This is a genomic window from Kitasatospora sp. NPDC088134 (assembly GCF_044741705.1).
GTDB lineage: Bacteria > Actinomycetota > Actinomycetes > Streptomycetales > Streptomycetaceae > Kitasatospora.
Map to the genome: position 1 here is coordinate 1 of NZ_JBIUTD010000046.1, position 15,056 is coordinate 15,056.

Annotated in this window: 13 protein-coding genes; 9 read left to right on the top strand and 4 right to left on the bottom strand. The window is 75.2% G+C overall.

Annotated elements, in window-relative coordinates:
- Positions 1-159: 159 nt before the first annotated feature.
- Both ACIOHG_RS36960 and ACIOHG_RS36965 read right to left on the bottom strand, forming a co-directional pair.
- Positions 160-348: a hypothetical protein gene (locus tag ACIOHG_RS36960; protein ID WP_400957889.1), complete on the bottom strand. Its 189-nt coding sequence runs from the start codon at positions 346-348 to the stop codon at positions 160-162.
- Positions 309-614, bottom strand: coding sequence for a hypothetical protein (locus tag ACIOHG_RS36965; RefSeq protein WP_400957891.1), 306 nt, complete (start codon positions 612-614; stop codon positions 309-311). Before ACIOHG_RS36965 ends, ACIOHG_RS36960 begins: the two co-directional genes overlap by 40 nt.
- Here ACIOHG_RS36965 and ACIOHG_RS36970 point away from each other — a divergent pair.
- Positions 594-830 (top strand): hypothetical protein, encoded by a 237-nt coding sequence (locus ACIOHG_RS36970; protein ID WP_400957893.1) that lies wholly within the window; start codon positions 594-596, stop codon positions 828-830. The genes ACIOHG_RS36965 and ACIOHG_RS36970 overlap by 21 nt on opposite strands.
- A 688-nt stretch (positions 831-1,518) precedes the next feature.
- Here ACIOHG_RS36970 and xylA read toward each other — a convergent pair.
- Positions 1,519-2,685, bottom strand: coding sequence for a xylose isomerase (xylA, locus tag ACIOHG_RS36975; protein ID WP_400957895.1), 1,167 nt, complete (start codon positions 2,683-2,685; stop codon positions 1,519-1,521).
- Positions 2,686-2,847: 162 nt separating this feature from the next.
- Here xylA and xylB point away from each other — a divergent pair, with 162 nt between their 5' ends.
- Positions 2,848-4,275, top strand: a complete 1,428-nt coding sequence (xylB, locus tag ACIOHG_RS36980; protein ID WP_400957897.1) for a xylulokinase — start codon at positions 2,848-2,850, stop codon at positions 4,273-4,275.
- Between the two features lie 154 nt (positions 4,276-4,429).
- Positions 4,430-5,698, top strand: a complete 1,269-nt coding sequence (locus ACIOHG_RS36985) for an ROK family protein (protein ID WP_400957899.1) — start codon at positions 4,430-4,432, stop codon at positions 5,696-5,698.
- Positions 5,699-5,789: 91 nt separating this feature from the next.
- Here ACIOHG_RS36985 and ACIOHG_RS36990 read toward each other — a convergent pair whose 3' ends face one another.
- Complete coding sequence (locus ACIOHG_RS36990; protein ID WP_400957901.1) at positions 5,790-6,821, bottom strand: LacI family DNA-binding transcriptional regulator; 1,032 nt, start codon at positions 6,819-6,821, stop codon at positions 5,790-5,792.
- A gap of 820 nt (positions 6,822-7,641) precedes the next feature.
- Between ACIOHG_RS36990 and ACIOHG_RS36995 the strand changes: the two genes are divergently transcribed.
- From ACIOHG_RS36995 to ACIOHG_RS37020, 6 genes are all read left to right on the top strand, one after another.
- On the top strand, positions 7,642-8,088 hold the full coding sequence (locus ACIOHG_RS36995; protein ID WP_400957903.1) for a DUF1508 domain-containing protein: 447 nt from the start codon (positions 7,642-7,644) through the stop codon (positions 8,086-8,088).
- The gene (locus ACIOHG_RS37000; protein ID WP_400957905.1) at positions 8,085-8,498 is read left to right on the top strand and encodes a hypothetical protein; all 414 of its coding nucleotides are present in this window, start codon (positions 8,085-8,087) and stop codon (positions 8,496-8,498) included. The genes ACIOHG_RS36995 and ACIOHG_RS37000 overlap by 4 nt, the downstream gene beginning before the upstream one ends.
- Positions 8,499-9,008: 510 nt before the next feature.
- Positions 9,009-10,043, top strand: a complete 1,035-nt coding sequence (locus tag ACIOHG_RS37005) for a PstS family phosphate ABC transporter substrate-binding protein (RefSeq protein WP_400957907.1) — start codon at positions 9,009-9,011, stop codon at positions 10,041-10,043.
- Positions 10,044-10,303: 260 nt separating this feature from the next.
- Positions 10,304-10,888: a hypothetical protein gene (locus ACIOHG_RS37010; protein WP_400957909.1), complete on the top strand. Its 585-nt coding sequence runs from the start codon at positions 10,304-10,306 to the stop codon at positions 10,886-10,888.
- Between the two features lie 113 nt (positions 10,889-11,001).
- Positions 11,002-12,063, top strand: coding sequence for a hypothetical protein (locus tag ACIOHG_RS37015; protein WP_400957911.1), 1,062 nt, complete (start codon positions 11,002-11,004; stop codon positions 12,061-12,063).
- Between the two features lie 391 nt (positions 12,064-12,454).
- Positions 12,455-14,974, top strand: a complete 2,520-nt coding sequence (locus ACIOHG_RS37020) for a hypothetical protein (protein WP_400957913.1) — start codon at positions 12,455-12,457, stop codon at positions 14,972-14,974.
- Positions 14,975-15,056: the final 82 nt, after the last annotated feature.

The following is a 15,056-nucleotide window of genomic DNA, read 5'->3' on the forward strand; positions in this document are numbered from 1 at the left end:
GCGGACGAAGCCGCTCCCACTGACCATCAGTCAGATCACCCCTACTCCCCATAGCCGCATCAACGACTCAACTGATCGGCAGGACACGGCCTAGCGGGGGCTGTCCCCTTTCGCCGTTCCTGGCGGAGAAAGGGCTGACTGTGCCGGGGTGCCGTTCCGTCAGGTCGTCGGCTTGTCGTCCTGGCGGTTGTTCCGACGGTCGTTCCGCTGGTCATCCGAGGTGCGGGCCGGGCCGGCGAGGCCGTGCAGGAGGAGGTCGGTGAGGGTGTCGACGACCTCGGTGTCGCAGTGCGCGGGGTCGGGGGAGTTCAGCAGGGCGTAGGAGAGCATGCCGAGCATCGCGCCCATCGCGGGACGATCAGCGCGGAGTCGCCGGGCAGGGGGTGGCCCTGTGCGCGCAGGTGCTCCAGGTGGTCGCGGAGCATGTCGGTGTCCTCGATGAGGCGCTGCCAGGCCCGGCCCGAGCGCGGGCCCTCGGCGACCGTGGATTCGAACAGGGCGACGGTGACCGGGAGGTGGTCGCGCATCGCGCGCCAGGCCGCACCGAGGTGGGCGTGCAACCGGGCCCGGTCGCTCAGGTCGTGGTCGCGGGGGTGTCCGCCGTCCGCCGTCACCTGCTCGCGGGTCCGGACCCGACCGGGCGGGTCGGCTCCTTCCTGAGCCTGGCCGTCAACGGCCTGCGCGCCCTGGACGCGCTCGGCTGCCTGGACGCGGTGCGCACCGCCGGGTTCGAGGTCGACCGGCAGCGGATGTGGTCCGGCCGGGGGCGGCTGCTCGGCGACGTGCCGCGCGGCGGTCCCGCCGGCGACCCACTCACAGCGTCACCCTGATGCGGGCCGACCTGGTCGCCGCGCTGCGCGCCGAGGCCGTCCAGGCGGCTGCCGCCGACCTGGTGGTCGGCGCGGACGGGCTGCGCCGGGCTGTACGCGGTCTCCGGGCGGGCGGCGCGGGTGCCCGAGGCCGGGCCGGACGGGGCGTTCACCATGACCTTCGGCCGCCGTGCGACCTTCGTCCACCTGCCCGCGCCGGACGGGACGGTGTGGTGGTCCGCGCAGGTGCCCTCGCCCCTGGGGCCGGACGAACTCCCGCTGGAGGTTGGAGAGTTGGCTGGGCTGTTCGCGGGGGAGCGGGTGCCGTCCGCGATCATCGGCGCCGCCCGGGGCATCGACGCGGCGACCCTGTTCCACGTCCTGCGCCCGGTGACGCGCCGTCAGGGCGGGTGCACCGTACTGGTCGGCGACGCCGCGCACCCCGTCGGCGCCGGGCAGGGCGCGGGTCGGCGCGACGGCGTCCTCCTGTACCGTCGACGCGCCGACCCGCGCCCTGCCCGCCGGTCCCGACCTGGCCGGGGCGCTGGCCGTGTTCGGCCGGATGTACCCCCGGGCCACGGATCGGCCGTACGCCCACCGGCCCGGCGTGTTGCCGAGTTGACGGATCGTCGGACCGCGGGGGCGGGTGTCGTGGGGTCCGCGCCGGCCGGGCCCGCAGGGCGGTGGGGCCGGCCGGCGCGGGGCGGGGTCAGCGGGCGCCGAGCAGGTGTTCCAGGGCCAGCTGGTCGAGCCGTTCGAAGGCCATGCCGCGTTCGGCGGCGGCGGTGACGTCGAAGTCCTCGAAGGCGGTGCGGTCGGCGAGCAGCGCGCCGAGGCCGTCCTCGGCGGTGGGGAGGGCCAGTTGGTCGAGGCGGGCGGCGCGCAGCGCCTGCTGGACCTCGGGGTCGGCGCGGAAGGCCAGGGCACGCTCCTTGAGCAGCAGGTAGTTGCGCATGTTGCCGGCCGCGGAGGCCCACACGCCGTCGAAGTCCTCGGTGCGCGGCGGCTTGAAGTCGAAGTGCCGCGGGCCCCGGTAGTCGGACGACTCCAGCAGGTCGACCAGCCAGAACGCCTGGCGCAGGTCGCCCGCGCCGAACCGGAAGTCCTGGTCGTACTTGATGCCGGACTGGCCGTTCAGGTCGATGTGGAACAGCTTGCCCGCCCACAGCGCCTGCGCGATGCCGTGCGGGAAGTTCAGGCCCGCCATCTGCTCGTGTCCGACCTCCGGGTTGACGCCGACCAGCTCCGGGCGCTCCAGGCGCTCGATGAAGGCCAGCGCGTGGCCGATGGTCGGCAGCAGGATGTCGCCGCGCGGCTCGTTCGGCTTCGGCTCGATGGCGAACCGCAGGTCGTAGCCCTGCTCCGTGACGTAGTCGCCGAGCAGGTCGAAGGCCTCCTTCAGCCGGTCGAGCGCCACTCGGACGTCCTTGGACGCGCCGTGCTCGGCGCCCTCGCGCCCGCCCCAGGCCACGTACACGGTCGCGCCCAGCTCGACCGCGAGGTCGATGTTGCGGACGGTCTTGCGCAGCGCGTACCGGCGCACGTCGCGGTCGTTGGCGGTGAACGCGCCGTCCTTGAACACCGGGTGGGTGAACAGGTTGGTGGTGGCCATCGGCACCCGCAGGCCGGTGGCGGCCAGCGCGGCCGCGAAGCGCTTGACGATCGCCTCCCGCTCGGCGTCCGAGGAGCCGAACGGGACCAGGTCGTCGTCGTGGAAGGTCACGCCGTACGCGCCCAGTTCGGCGAGCCGCTCCACCGACTCGACCGGGTCCAGGGCGGGCCGGGTCGCGTCGCCGAACGGGTCGCGGCCCTGCCAGCCGACCGTCCACAGACCGAAGGTGAACTTGTCGGCGGGGGTGGGGGTGAGTCGGCTCATCGGGTACTCCAAACGCTGGTGGCGGACGGCGGCCGTTCGTCCGGGGGCTATTCGTCAGGTCGGAAGACAAATTAATATGGCCGGGCCCGGGAGGGAAGCCCCCGGCCCGAAACCCCGTTCGGCCACCTTGCTCGGCCACCCCGCCCAGACAGGAGCACGCCCATGGCACACCCGCAGGTGGTGATCGGCGTCGACAGCTCGACCCAGTCCACCAAGGCGCTCGCCGTCGACGCCGACACCGGCACCGTCCTCGGTGAGGGCCGCGCCGCCCACCGGGTCGACTCCCGGCACGGCCAGGAGAGCGACCCCGCCCAGTGGTGGGACGCCCTCGGCGCGGCCGTGGCCGCCACCGGCTGGGCCGACCGGGCGCAGGCCCTGGCGATCGGCGGCCAGCAGCACGGACTCGTCACCCTGGACGCCGCCGGGCGGCCCGTCCGCCCCGCCCTGCTCTGGAACGACGTCCGCAGCGCGCCCCAAGCCGCCGACCTGGTACGGGAGTTCGGCGCCGACTGGTGGGCCGCCGAGATCGGCAGCGTCCCCGGCGCGTCCTTCACCGCCGCCAAGTGGGCCTGGCTGCGCGCCGAGGAACCCGGGCACGCCGACCGCACCGCCGCCGTCCGCCTCCCGCACGACTACCTGACCGAGCGGCTGACCGGCACCGCCGTCACCGACCGCGGCGACGCCTCCGGCACCGGCTGGTGGACGCCCGACGGTCCGCACCCCGCCGTCCTCGCCGCGATCGGCCTCGACCCCGCGCTGCTCCCCGCCACCGCCCCCGCCGGCACCGCCGCCGGCCCCGCCCGCCCCGGCGGCCCGCTGCGCCCCGGTACCCCCGTCGCCACCGGCACCGGCGACAACATGGCCGCCGCCCTCGGCCTCGGCCTGACCGCCGGCACCCCCGTGCTCAGCCTCGGCACCTCCGGCACCGTCTACACCGTCGCCCGCCGCCGCCCCGCCGACCCCACCGGCACCGTCGCGGGCTTCGCCGACGCCCTCGACGGCTGGCTCCCGCTCGCCTGCACCCTCAACTGCACGCTCGCCGTCGACAAGGTCGCCGCCCTGCTCGGCCTCGACCGGCAGGCCGTCGAACCCGGCGGCAGCGCCGTCCTGCTGCCCTACCTCGACGGCGAACGCACCCCCGCCCGCCCGCACGCCAGCGGCCTGCTGCACGGCCTGCGCCACGACACCACCCCCGGCCAACTCCTCCAGGCCGCCTACGACGGCGCCGCGTACTCGCTGCTCGCCGCCCTCGACGACGTCCTCGCCGTCGACGGCCCCGACGCCGCCGACCCGGCGCGGCCGATCCTGCTGATCGGTGGCGGCGCGCAGGGCCGGGCCTGGCAGGACACCGTCCGCCGGCTCTCCGGCCGCCCCGTCCAACTGCCCGCCGCCCGCGAACTCGTCGCGCTCGGCGCCGCCGCGCAGGCCGCCGCGCTGCTCACCGGCGAGCCCGCCGACGCCGTCGCCCGCCGCTGGGGCACCGCCGACGGGCCGGTGCTGCCCGCCGTCGCCCGCGACGAAGCGGCGCTCGAACGGATCGCCGCTACCATTTCGCAGACGGTCGGCCTGCACGGCGCCGACCGCCGGTAGCACGGACCGCGCCGGCGGCGCCGACCGCTGGTAGCACGGACCCGGCCGGGCCCCGCGTTGCCGGTCGGAGCAGGACGGCCAGGGCGGGAACAGGAGGGCCCGGTCGGAGCTGGACGGCCCCCGGCGGGCCCGCGGAGCGGAGGACGAGGACAGCGTGACAGCGGACGGGCAGCAGTCGAGCGGCTCCGCCGCGCCCCGGCGTGGCCCCGCCTCCCAGCAGGACATCCGGCGGCAGAACCTCGCCCTGGTGATGCAGACCGTCGCCGCCGCGCACCCGCTCTCCCGCGCCGACGTGGCCGGGCGCACCGGCCTCACCCGCACCGCCGTCTCCAGCCTGGTCGACGAACTCATCGGCGGCGGACTGCTGGTGGAGGGCGAACTCGAACGCAGCGGCCGGGTCGGCCGCCCCGGCCGGGCCCTCGGCCTGAACGACGCCGGACCGGCCGGGCTCGGCCTGGAGGCCGGGGTCACCCACCTCGGGGCCTGCGTCCTCGACCTGCGCGGCGAGGTCCGGGTCGAACTGCACCGGCCCGCCCCGAACGCGGCCCGCCCGGCCGCCGAGACGCTCGCCGAACTCGCCGAACTCGCCGCCGAGGCCGAGCGGCAGGCCGTCGAGCTGGGCCTGCGGGTGGTCGGCAGCGTGCTCGCCGTGCCCGGCAGCGTCCCCCGCGACACCCCCGGCCGCCGGGTCGAGCACGCCCCCAACCTCGGCTGGCACCACCTCGACCTGCCCGCGCTCTGGCCCGGACCCGGCCCCGCCCCCGCCGTCGAGAACGAGGCCAACCTCGGCGCCCTCGCCGAACTCCGGCAGGGCGTCGGCGCCGGCACCTTCGTGCACCTCTCGGCGGGCGAGGGCATCGGCGGCGCGCTCGTCCTGGACGGTGAACTGTTCCGGGGCGTCCAGGGGTTCGCCGGCGAACTCGGCCACCTCACCGTCCGCCCCGACGGCCGCCCCTGCTCCTGCGGCGCCCGCGGCTGCCTGGAACCGTACGCCGGACTCGCCGCCGTGCTGCGCGCCTCCGGCCTGCTCGACGAACTCGACTCCGCCGGAAGCGAATTGACGGACGGTCAGGAGATCGACGCGGTCGCCGAGTTGGCCCGCCACGCGGCGGCCGGACACCCCGGAACCCGCCGCGCCCTGCTGCACGCCGGCACCGCCCTGGGCACCGCGCTCGCCGCCGCCGTCCACCTGATCGACCCCGCCACCGTGGTCCTCGGCGGCGCCTACGCCGACCTCGCCCCCTGGCTGCTGCCCCCCATGCGCGCCGAACTCGCCACCCTGATCCGGGTCCGCCCCTGGCCCGAGGACGCCCTCCGCGCCTCCCCCCTCGCCCGCCGCGGCCCCGTCCTCGGCGCCGCCCTGACCACCGTCCGCCGCCTCCACACCGACCCGGCCACCCTCTGGCTCCCCGAAGCGCCCTGACCCGCAGTCCCGTGAGCCGAGGAGTCCTGATGCGGGCTGTCCTGATCCGAGGCGTCCGCGGGCTTGCCGGTGGAGGGCGGTGCGTTCCGGGTCAGTCGGCGGTCGGGGGCGGGGCGGTGCTGGTGCGGACGATCAGGGTGGTGGCGAGGTCGATGCGGGTGGCGGCGGGGTGTTCGCCGCGGGCCAGGCCGACGGCGAGGCGGGCGGCGGTTTCGGCCATTTCGACCAGGGGTTGGCGGACGGTGGTGAGCGGGGGGCCGACCCAGCGGGCCAGGGGGAGGTCGTCGAAGCCGACCACGGAGAGGTCCTCGGGGACCCGCAGGCCCAGTTCGCGGGCGGCCTGGTAGACGCCGAGGGCCTGCAGGTCGTTGCCCGCGAAGATCGCGGTGGGCCGGTCGGGCAGGGTGAGCAGGGCGCGGGCGGCGGCGTACCCGCCCTCGTGGTGGAAGTCGCCCTCGCGGACCAGCGCCGGGTCGACCGGCACCCGGGCGGTCTCCAGCGCGGTGCGGTAGCCGTCCACCCGGGCGCGGCTGCACATCATCCCGGACGGGCCGGAGATCACCGCGATCCGCCGGTGGCCGAGGTCGAGCAGGTGGCGGGTCGCGGTGCGGCCGCCCTGCCAGTTGCCGGTGCCGACGGCGGGCACCCCGTCGGCGGGGTCGCCGGCCGGGTCGAGGACCACGAACGGGATGTCGCGGGCGGTGAGCTGGTCGCGCTGCGCGGCGTCCAGGTCGGAGAGCACCAGCACCACCCCGGCGGGGCGGCGGGCCAGTACGCCGTCGACCCAGGTCTGGCCCGGGGTGAGCCGCCCGGCCGACTCGGAGAGCACCACGCTCAGGCCCTCCGCGCGGGCGACGTTCTCGACGCCCCGGATCACCTCCACCGCCCAGGCGCTGTCCAGCTGGTGGAAGACCAGGTCGAGCAGCCGGGACGGCGGCGTGACGGTGCGGCGCCGCTGGTAGCCGGTGCGGCGCAGGATCTCCTCGACCTTGGCCCGGGTGGCGGGCGCGACGTCGGCCCGGCCGTTCAGGACCTTCGAAACTGTCGGCGCCGAGACGCCGGCCGCCCGGGCGATCTCCGAGAGGGTCGGCGCGGGGTCGGGTTCTAGTTCTGCGGCGCTCATGGCACGGATAGTAGCGCCCGCGGCGACCGGTGGCGGGTCCTGCGGCCGGAACTGGGGCACGGGCGGGGGCCGGGGGGACGGTGGGAGCGGCGCAGGGGCGGATTCGGTCGGGGCCCTTGACTTGCCCCACCGGCGGCCGTAGTTTCTTCGCAATATTCGTTACAACTACGAAACATTCGAACCTCTCGACCACCTGTCCGGCCGCCCCGCGCCGCGGGTGTCGGCCCACTCCGCCCCCGCCCGGCCGGAGTTGGCCCGCCTGCGGCCCGGCGGCACCCGCCCCCATCGCTCCGGAAACTTTCGCACGCCCCGCGCCCCGCGCACCCTGCTCCGTCCCGTGCTGCCCCGCCGCGTCCCGCCCCGGGGTGTCGGCCCTACGCGGGGAGACCGTACGACGTCCGGTCGGCCAGGACGCGCTGCCGGCGCGCTGCCGGCGCGCTGCCCGGCGGGGCGTCCATGCCCCGCGGAGTGGGAATCCGACGACGTGCACTCCGCGATCGTGCGGTTCCTGCGGTGGTGTCCCTGGCCCCCGGTCCCAATCCTGTGCATCGTGCATGCGATGTGCGTGGTGCACATGGCAAAGGAACGGTGGAGCCGGTCTTCCCGGACGAGGCCGGGCAAAGTGTGCGCAATCGTCCGGCGTGGCGTCAGTTTCCTTGCCGCGCAACCGACAAGAGCGTGAAAGCGCCGTGCATTAACAAGGGAGAACTTCAGGGCAAACAGACTCAGCTCAGAGGGGATTCCACTTCCGGATTTCCTCTGTGCACACATAGCGTTCGCAGCGTGACGATGTGCGTCCAAAGATCCGGGGGGTAGCGCGGTGCGCGGGGAGGGCCTGTTCACGGAGCGGGCGCCGAACGGACGGTTCCAGTGGCAGCTGAAGGCGATGAACGGCCGGGTGGTGGCGGTGTCCTCCTCCGTCTACGAGTCGTCCGGCGACGCCGAGCGGGCGTTCGCGGAGCTGGTCGAACTCGGGCCGGCCCTGGTGGCGCGGATCACCCATGTCCGCGACGGGCTGGGGTGGACCTGGGTGGTGCCCGGCCCGCGCGGCAATCCGCTGGTCAAGTCGAGCCGCGCGTACGAGCGTTACGCCACCTGCCAGAACGCCTTCCGGCGGTTCATGGCCCTGCTGGCCCGGCTCACCGAGGCCGCCGCGATGGCCGCTGCCGCGATGGCCGCCGCCGTGCCCGCCGGACCCGTGCCGCCGACCGCGCCCACCGGCTCCACCGGGCCCGGTCCTGAGGCCGGGCCCGGTGCCGGGCGGTGAACAGACCGGAGACCGGTCGCGGCCCCCGGCTGGTGCCGGTCCGCGGGTCGGACGGGCGGGCCGGCTGGTCGCTGGTCGCCGCCAACGGACGACGGCTCGCCGCGTCCGTCCGGGCCTACCGGTCCGATCGTGAACTCGCCTCCGGAGTCGGCGAGTTGCTGGCCGAACGGGCGGCGCTGCGGTTCGTCCTGAGCCAGCGCGAGGACCGGCTGTGGGTCTGGACGGCCTACCTGCCGGCCCGCACCACCCGGGTCGGCGCGGGCGGCGGCGAGGCCGTCGCCCGCAGCGCGCGCGGCTACCTGCGCCGCGACCAGTGCCGGCAGAGCGTGGCCGGGTTCCAGCAGGGCGTGGAGCACGTCCGGCGCGCCAGGCGCCCCGGCGGTGGGGCCGCGCCCGCACAGCCCTGGTGAACCCGCCCACCGCGAAGGGCCGTTGAGGCCCGCCCCGGCCGGAACGAGGTGACCGCGCCGACGGAGGGCGGCCCCGCCCTGCCCGCGACCCGGTCGACGGGGCACCGCGCGGCCCGCGCCCCGCCGGCCGTCCTTCCGTTCCCTCCGCCCCCTCCGTGCGTGGAGTGCGCGGTGCGGGACACGGCCCGGTCAAGGGTGCGCACCCGTCCGTCGCGGGGCGGTGCCGGGGGAGTGAAGCGGAGGTGGCCGGGATGACCCCGTGGTCCCACCTGGAGAAGAACGTGTCCGCCCCGGGGCGCGGCCCGACGCGGCGTCAACCAGCTGTCCCACCAGCGGATTCGCGGGCGCGGCCGGGGGAGCGGTGGTGCGCCGGGGGTGCACGGGGGCGCTTCCGGGGGGCGGGCTGCGGCGGCGAGGATCGCACCGCCGGAAAGCCGCGGAGCTCTCCGACACCGGGCCCCGCCAGGTCCGGTCCAGCTAGGCCACTTTCCTTTATGGAGGAACAGGACCATGCGTCACACCGCTGCCAAGGCGTTCACCGCCGTCGCGCTGGCCGCCGCCCTCTCGGCCGTCGCCGCCCCCGCCATGGCCGACCCGTCCACCCTGCCGACCCTGCCCGCCGCGCAGGACATCGTCGGTGCCGGTTCGGACACCACGCAGGCTCTCCTGAACCAGTTCTCCGTCGACTACAACGCCTCCCTGGGCTCGGGCTCCACCCTGCCCCACCTGTACAGCTGGGACGCCACCGGCTCGGCCACCATCACCCCGAAGACCGGTGCGGCCACCATCAACCGCCCGAACGGCTCCGGCGCCGGCATCACCGCGCTGAACGGCAACACCAGCGCCACCCTGGACTTCGCGCGCTCCTCCCGCGCCCCGCAGACCGGTGACCTGAGCTCCGACCTGTTCGTGGCCTTCGCCAAGGACGCGGTGACCTGGTCCGCCAAGGCGACCGGCGGCCACGCCCCGGCGAACCTCACCACCCAGAACCTGTTCGACATCTACTCCTGCGCCGCGGGCGCCACCAACTGGTCCGCCTTCGGCGGCACCGCCGGCACCATCAAGCCCTACCTGCCGCAGGCCTCCTCCGGCACCCGCTCCTTCTTCCTGAAGGCGATCGGCAACCCGACCCTGGGCAACTGCGTCGTCACCGGCCCGGAGGAGAACGAGGGCACCAACGCGCTGCTGAACGACGTCGACGTCATCTTCCCGTACTCGGTCGGCCACTGGGTGGGCCAGGCCAACGGCCACACCACCAGCTCCGACGACAAGGGTGACCTGACCCTGCGCAGCATCAACGGCGTCGCCCCGCTGACCGGCACCGGCACCCTGAACGCCGCCTTCGCCGCCGGCACCTACGGCCGCGTGCTCTACAACGTGGTCCGCGACACCGAGTGGACCGCCACCACCACCCAGGGCACCGCGCTGCGCGCGATCTTCGGCCCCTCGGGCTGGATCTGCTCCACCGCCGGCAAGGCCGACACCACCAGCTACGGCTACCTGACCCTGCCGGCCTCGGCCTGCGGCTCCACCACCCACATCTGACCCACCCCCGGGGCCCGTTCCGCCCCGCACCGACCCGCACCGACCGCCGCCCGTCCCGCGCACCCGCCGGGACGGGCGGCGGCCCGTAGCACCACCCGCACCGCGTACGACCGTTCCGCCCCGTTCCACCCCGAACCGCGTACGACCGCTCCACCCCGCACCGCTTCGCACGACGCGCAGCACCTCGCACAGCACCTCGCGCAGCAGACCCGCAGAGCAGAACAGCACCGGGTGCCAGGCACCCCTCCGAAGGAGCCACGATGTCCCGTCTTCCCGTCCGGATCGCCGCCGCGGCCGCCGGTCTCGCGCTGGTCGCCACCGTCGCCTCCGCGAGCGCCGCCTCCGCCGCCCCGGCGTCCGGCAGCGCCGTGATCCACGAGAGCAACGCCTTCTTCCAGCAGGCCGCCCAGGCCGGCATCGTGGCCGTGCCGCTGCCCACCGCGACCGCGGGCTACGACTCCGCGACCGGCCTGTCGGCCGGCTTCCCGGTCACCGGCGGCTCCGGCAGCCTGCGCGACTTCTACGGGAACATCACGCTCGGCGGCGGCCTGCTGTTCGTCGACGCGAAGACCGGCAGCGCGGTCTCCTTCCACCAGCTGTCCTTCTCCATCGACAACTGGGCGGTCACCGGCGTCGCGGACGGCACCGGCACCACCGTCACGCTGTTCGACCCGGCGGGCAACAACAGCGTCACCAACAGCGGCACCACCCAGAACCTGACCGCGGACTCGCTGGTCCTGGACGCCGCGGGCGCCCAGTACCTGGACGGCCGGCTGCACACCACCTTCTTCACGGCGGGCCAGAGCGTCGGCTCCTTCGCGGTGACCTTCACCCCCGCTTCCTGACGCTCCGCCAGAGAGCCGATGCAGCAAGGTAGTCCGGCACGTTCGCAGGAGCATCCGCACCCCGTGCCGCCGCCCGGGCGGTACGGGGTGCGGCCCACCGAGGGGAGACCACCGTGCGTCACACCACTGCCAAGGTGCTCACGGTCGCCGCGACGACCACCGCCCTGCTCACCGCCGTCGCCGCCGGCCCCGCCGCCGCGAACCCGGCCCCGGAACCGGCATCGGCATCGGCCCTGACCCTGACGGCGGTCCTGCCCGCCGCCCAGGACGTCGTGGGTGCGGGTGCGCCCGGGACCGAGGCGGTGTACGGCCGGTTCTCGGCCGACTACAACCTCACGCCGGGCCCGGTGGGCGGTCAGCCCGAGCTGTACGGCCTGAGCGCGTCCGGCCCGTCCCCGGTGGTCCCGAAGACCGGCGGGACGCCCATCGTCCGGCCCGCGTCGAGTTCGGCGGGCATCGCCGCGCTGAACGCCACCACCAGCACCACGCTGGACTACGCCCGCTCCGTCCGGGGCCGGCTGGCGGGGGACCCGACCGGCGTCCTGTTCGGGGCGTTCGCCAAGGACGCAGTGACCTGGGCGGCGAAGTCCGGCGGCCACGCCCCGGCGAACCTCACCGCCCAGAACCTGTTCGACATCTACTCCTGCCTCCCGGGCGCGACGAACTGGGCGAGCCTCGGCGGCGCGGCCGGCACCGTCAAGCCCTATCTGCCGCAGGCGGGTTCGGAGACCCGGGCGGCCTTCCTGAAGGCGATCGGCGACCCGGTGCTCGGTGGCTGCGTCCTGGTCGGGCCGGCCGAGGACGAGGGCACCGACCCGGTGCTGAACGACCCCGACGTCCTCTTCCCGTACTCGGCCGGGCACTGGGTGGGTCAGGCCAACGGCCACAGCACCGCCACCGACGACAAGGGCCCGCTGACCCTGCGCAGCGTCAACGGCGTCGCCCCGCTGACCGGCACCGGCACCCTCAACCCGGCTTTCGCCGGCGCCCCGTTCGGCCGGGTCCTGTACACGGTGGTCCGCTCGGGCGACTGGACCGCGAGCAGCCCCCGGTCCACCGCCCTGCACGCGGTCTTCGGCCCCTCGGGCTGGGTCTGCTCCACCGCGGGCCGGGCCGACACCGCCTCCTACGGCTACCTGACCGTGCCCGCGACGATCTGCGGCTCCTTCGGCTGACGGCCCCGGCCCTCGCCGACCCGCCGACCCGCTGACCCGCTGACCCGCTGACCCCGGCCGGGCAGATCGGGCTCTGGCCGCCGTCGCCGTCCTCACCCGCACTACCCGCACCAATCGCACCAATCGCACCACCCGAACCGCCCGCCGGACCCCGGACGGGCGGTTCGCGCATCTGACGGACCGCCAGTTCTCTTGATTCGAGCACCAATTGGGGTCTCGTACACCTGGCGGACAGCGACCGGCCAGACGCGACTGGCCGAATATCGTCGGAGCCGCCGAACGGCCGGTTCCGCTCCCTGTTCCCGTGCGTGCCCCGAACCGGCGCGCCGTCGCCGGAGGTGCTGCGCCGATGAGAACCCGCCCGCCGGGGCCGAGATTCGGATCGCGTCCGTTGAGGGCCTACCTGGCCGCGGTACTGGCCTGGACGGTGGCCGCCGCCGTGGCGTTCCTGCCGCTGGGCGGGCCGGGCGTGCAACCCGCGCGGGCCGCCGCCGGGCTGACCGTGGAGGGTCCGGCGCGCTGGAACCCCGGCGACTGGACGGAGGGCCCGAAGGGCACCATCACGCTCTCCCGGGCCACCGGCCTCGGCAACCAGGTGGTGCACGTCAGCTGGACCGGGTTCACCCCGACCGTGGACCTGCAGGGCCAGCCGGTCAGCTCGGTGCTCAGCCCGCGGACGGGCTACATCGACAAGGACGCGCTCTACCCCGTCCGGATCTACCAGTGCCGGGGCGAGCACCCGGAGATCACCGACTGCTACGGCTCCAGCCTGTACAACGCCGATCCGGCCAAGGGCTTCCTGCAGCCCTCCCCGGCCGGCGGCCTCACCACGCCCGAGTTCCCGTCGAACATGGCGATCGCCGCGACCCGCCCCGACGGCACCGGCGACGCCGACATCGAGGTGTGGACCGCCCAGCAGAGCCAGTCCCTGGGCTGCGACCCCACCCACAAGTGCTCGATCGTGGTGGAGCCCAACTACGGCGGCGACCCGATCGCCGCCTACTCCTACCCGGACTCGCAGATCAACTGCGCCGAGCACTCCGGCGACGCCGACTTCTTCTTCAACACCGCCACCGACGCCACCCTGTACACCAACATGTACCGGACCGACGACAAGCAGTACTGGAGCGGCGAGGCCTGCGCCTGGGCCCGGCACGTCACGATCCCGCTGGACTTCGCCCCCACCCCGGCCGCCTGCGCCGACGGCGGCGCCGCGTTCTCCGCGATCGGCCTGGAGATGGCCGACCGCGCCGTCCAGCAGTGGCGCACCGGCCTGTGCCTGGCCGCCGACCCGCTGAACGTGCAGTACAACGTCGGCTCCGGCGAGCCGCAGGCCCGCGCCGCCTTCCTGCGCGGCTCCGGTGCCGACGTCGCGCTCACCTCGCTGCCCGACACCAACGCCCCGACCCGCCCGTACGTGTACGCGCCGCTCGCCACCGGCGCCGTCTCGATCGTCTACCTCGTCGACGACGGCACCACCCACCGGCAGGTCCGCCGGCTGCGGCTCAACCAGCGGCTGCTGGCGAAGATGCTGACCCAGAGCTACCGCTCGGACGCCACCGACACCACCGACTCGGTCAAGGGCAACCCGAACTGCCTCTTCGAGGACCCCGAGTTCCGCCGGCTGAACGCCGACATCTCGCCGAACACCAGCTGGCTGCCCTGCAACGTCGCGGGTTTCGCCAGCTCGGTGCCGATCGTGGTCGGCGGCACCACCGACCTGGTCCGCCGGCTCACCCAGTGGATCGCCGCGGACGGCGACGCCGCCGCCTTCCTGCAGGGCGCCACCGACCCGTGGGGCGCCCGCCTGAACACCCACTACCTGCCCTCGGCCTTCCCCGGCTACCCGCTGGACGCCTTCCAGGCCCAGGACTTCTCCGGCTTCAACCACCTGAAGCAGTACGAGTGGAACCCGGTGCTCGGCGGCCTCGGCCAGGTCCTGCGGATGACCATGGAGGGCCGGCTGTCCTGCCTCAACACCGACGTCATCGACGGCCAGCACGCCCGCTGCCGCCCCCAACTGGAGGGCAAGCGCTCACTGTTCGCCATCCTGGACGCCGGCCAGGCGCAGGCCATGAGCCTGCCCGAGGTCGAACTCCCCAACCCGGCAGGCGGGTTCACCACCCCGACGATCGAGTCCATGCAGGACGCCGTCCGCGACATGCCCGTCGACGAGAACACCGGCACCCAGCAACTCCCGTACGAGGACGGCAACTCCGCCTACGCCAAGGACGCCAAGGCCTACCCGCTGACCATGGTGCAGTACGCCATGCTGCCCACCGGCGGCCAGCCCGCCGCCAAGGCCGGCGCGATCAGCCGCTTCGTCCGCACCGTCACCGACCCCGCCAAGGGCCAGGTCTACGGCCGCGAACCCGGACAACTGGCGCTCGGCTACGCCGGACTGACGAACAGTCAGATCGCCCAGGCCCGGGCCGCCGCCGACCACGTCGCCGCCCAGGACGGCGCCAAGCCCGGCAAGTCCACTGCCCCCGGCGGTGACAGCGGCGGCACCGGCAGCGCCGGTAGCACCGGCGGCGACACCGGCAGCGGCAGCACAGGCACCGGCGGTACCGGCGGTGGCCTCGGCAGCAGCGGCGACACCGGCGGCACCCTCGGCGACGCCGCCGCGGGCGGCACCACCGGCACCACCGGCACCACCGGCGGCGCGGCCGGCGCCCAGGGCGCCACCGCCGGGGCCCGGCCCAGCAGTTCGCCGACCCTCGGCGCGGCCGCCGTCGGCCGGACCGCGGCCGACCGGGCCGGCCTGTCCCCGCTGCTGCTGCCCGTGGTCCTGATCACCGGCGCCCTCCTGCTGGTCGGCGGGCCCGCGGTCCTGCTCCTCGGCGCCGCCTCCGCCGGGGGCGGCCTCGGCGGCGCCGTCGGGCGGCTCCGGTCGCGGCTGCGCCGCTGACCCCATCCGGGGGGGGGGGCCCCCCCCCCCCCCCCCCCCCCCCCCCCCCCCCCCCCCCCCCCCCCCCCCCCCCCCCCCCAGT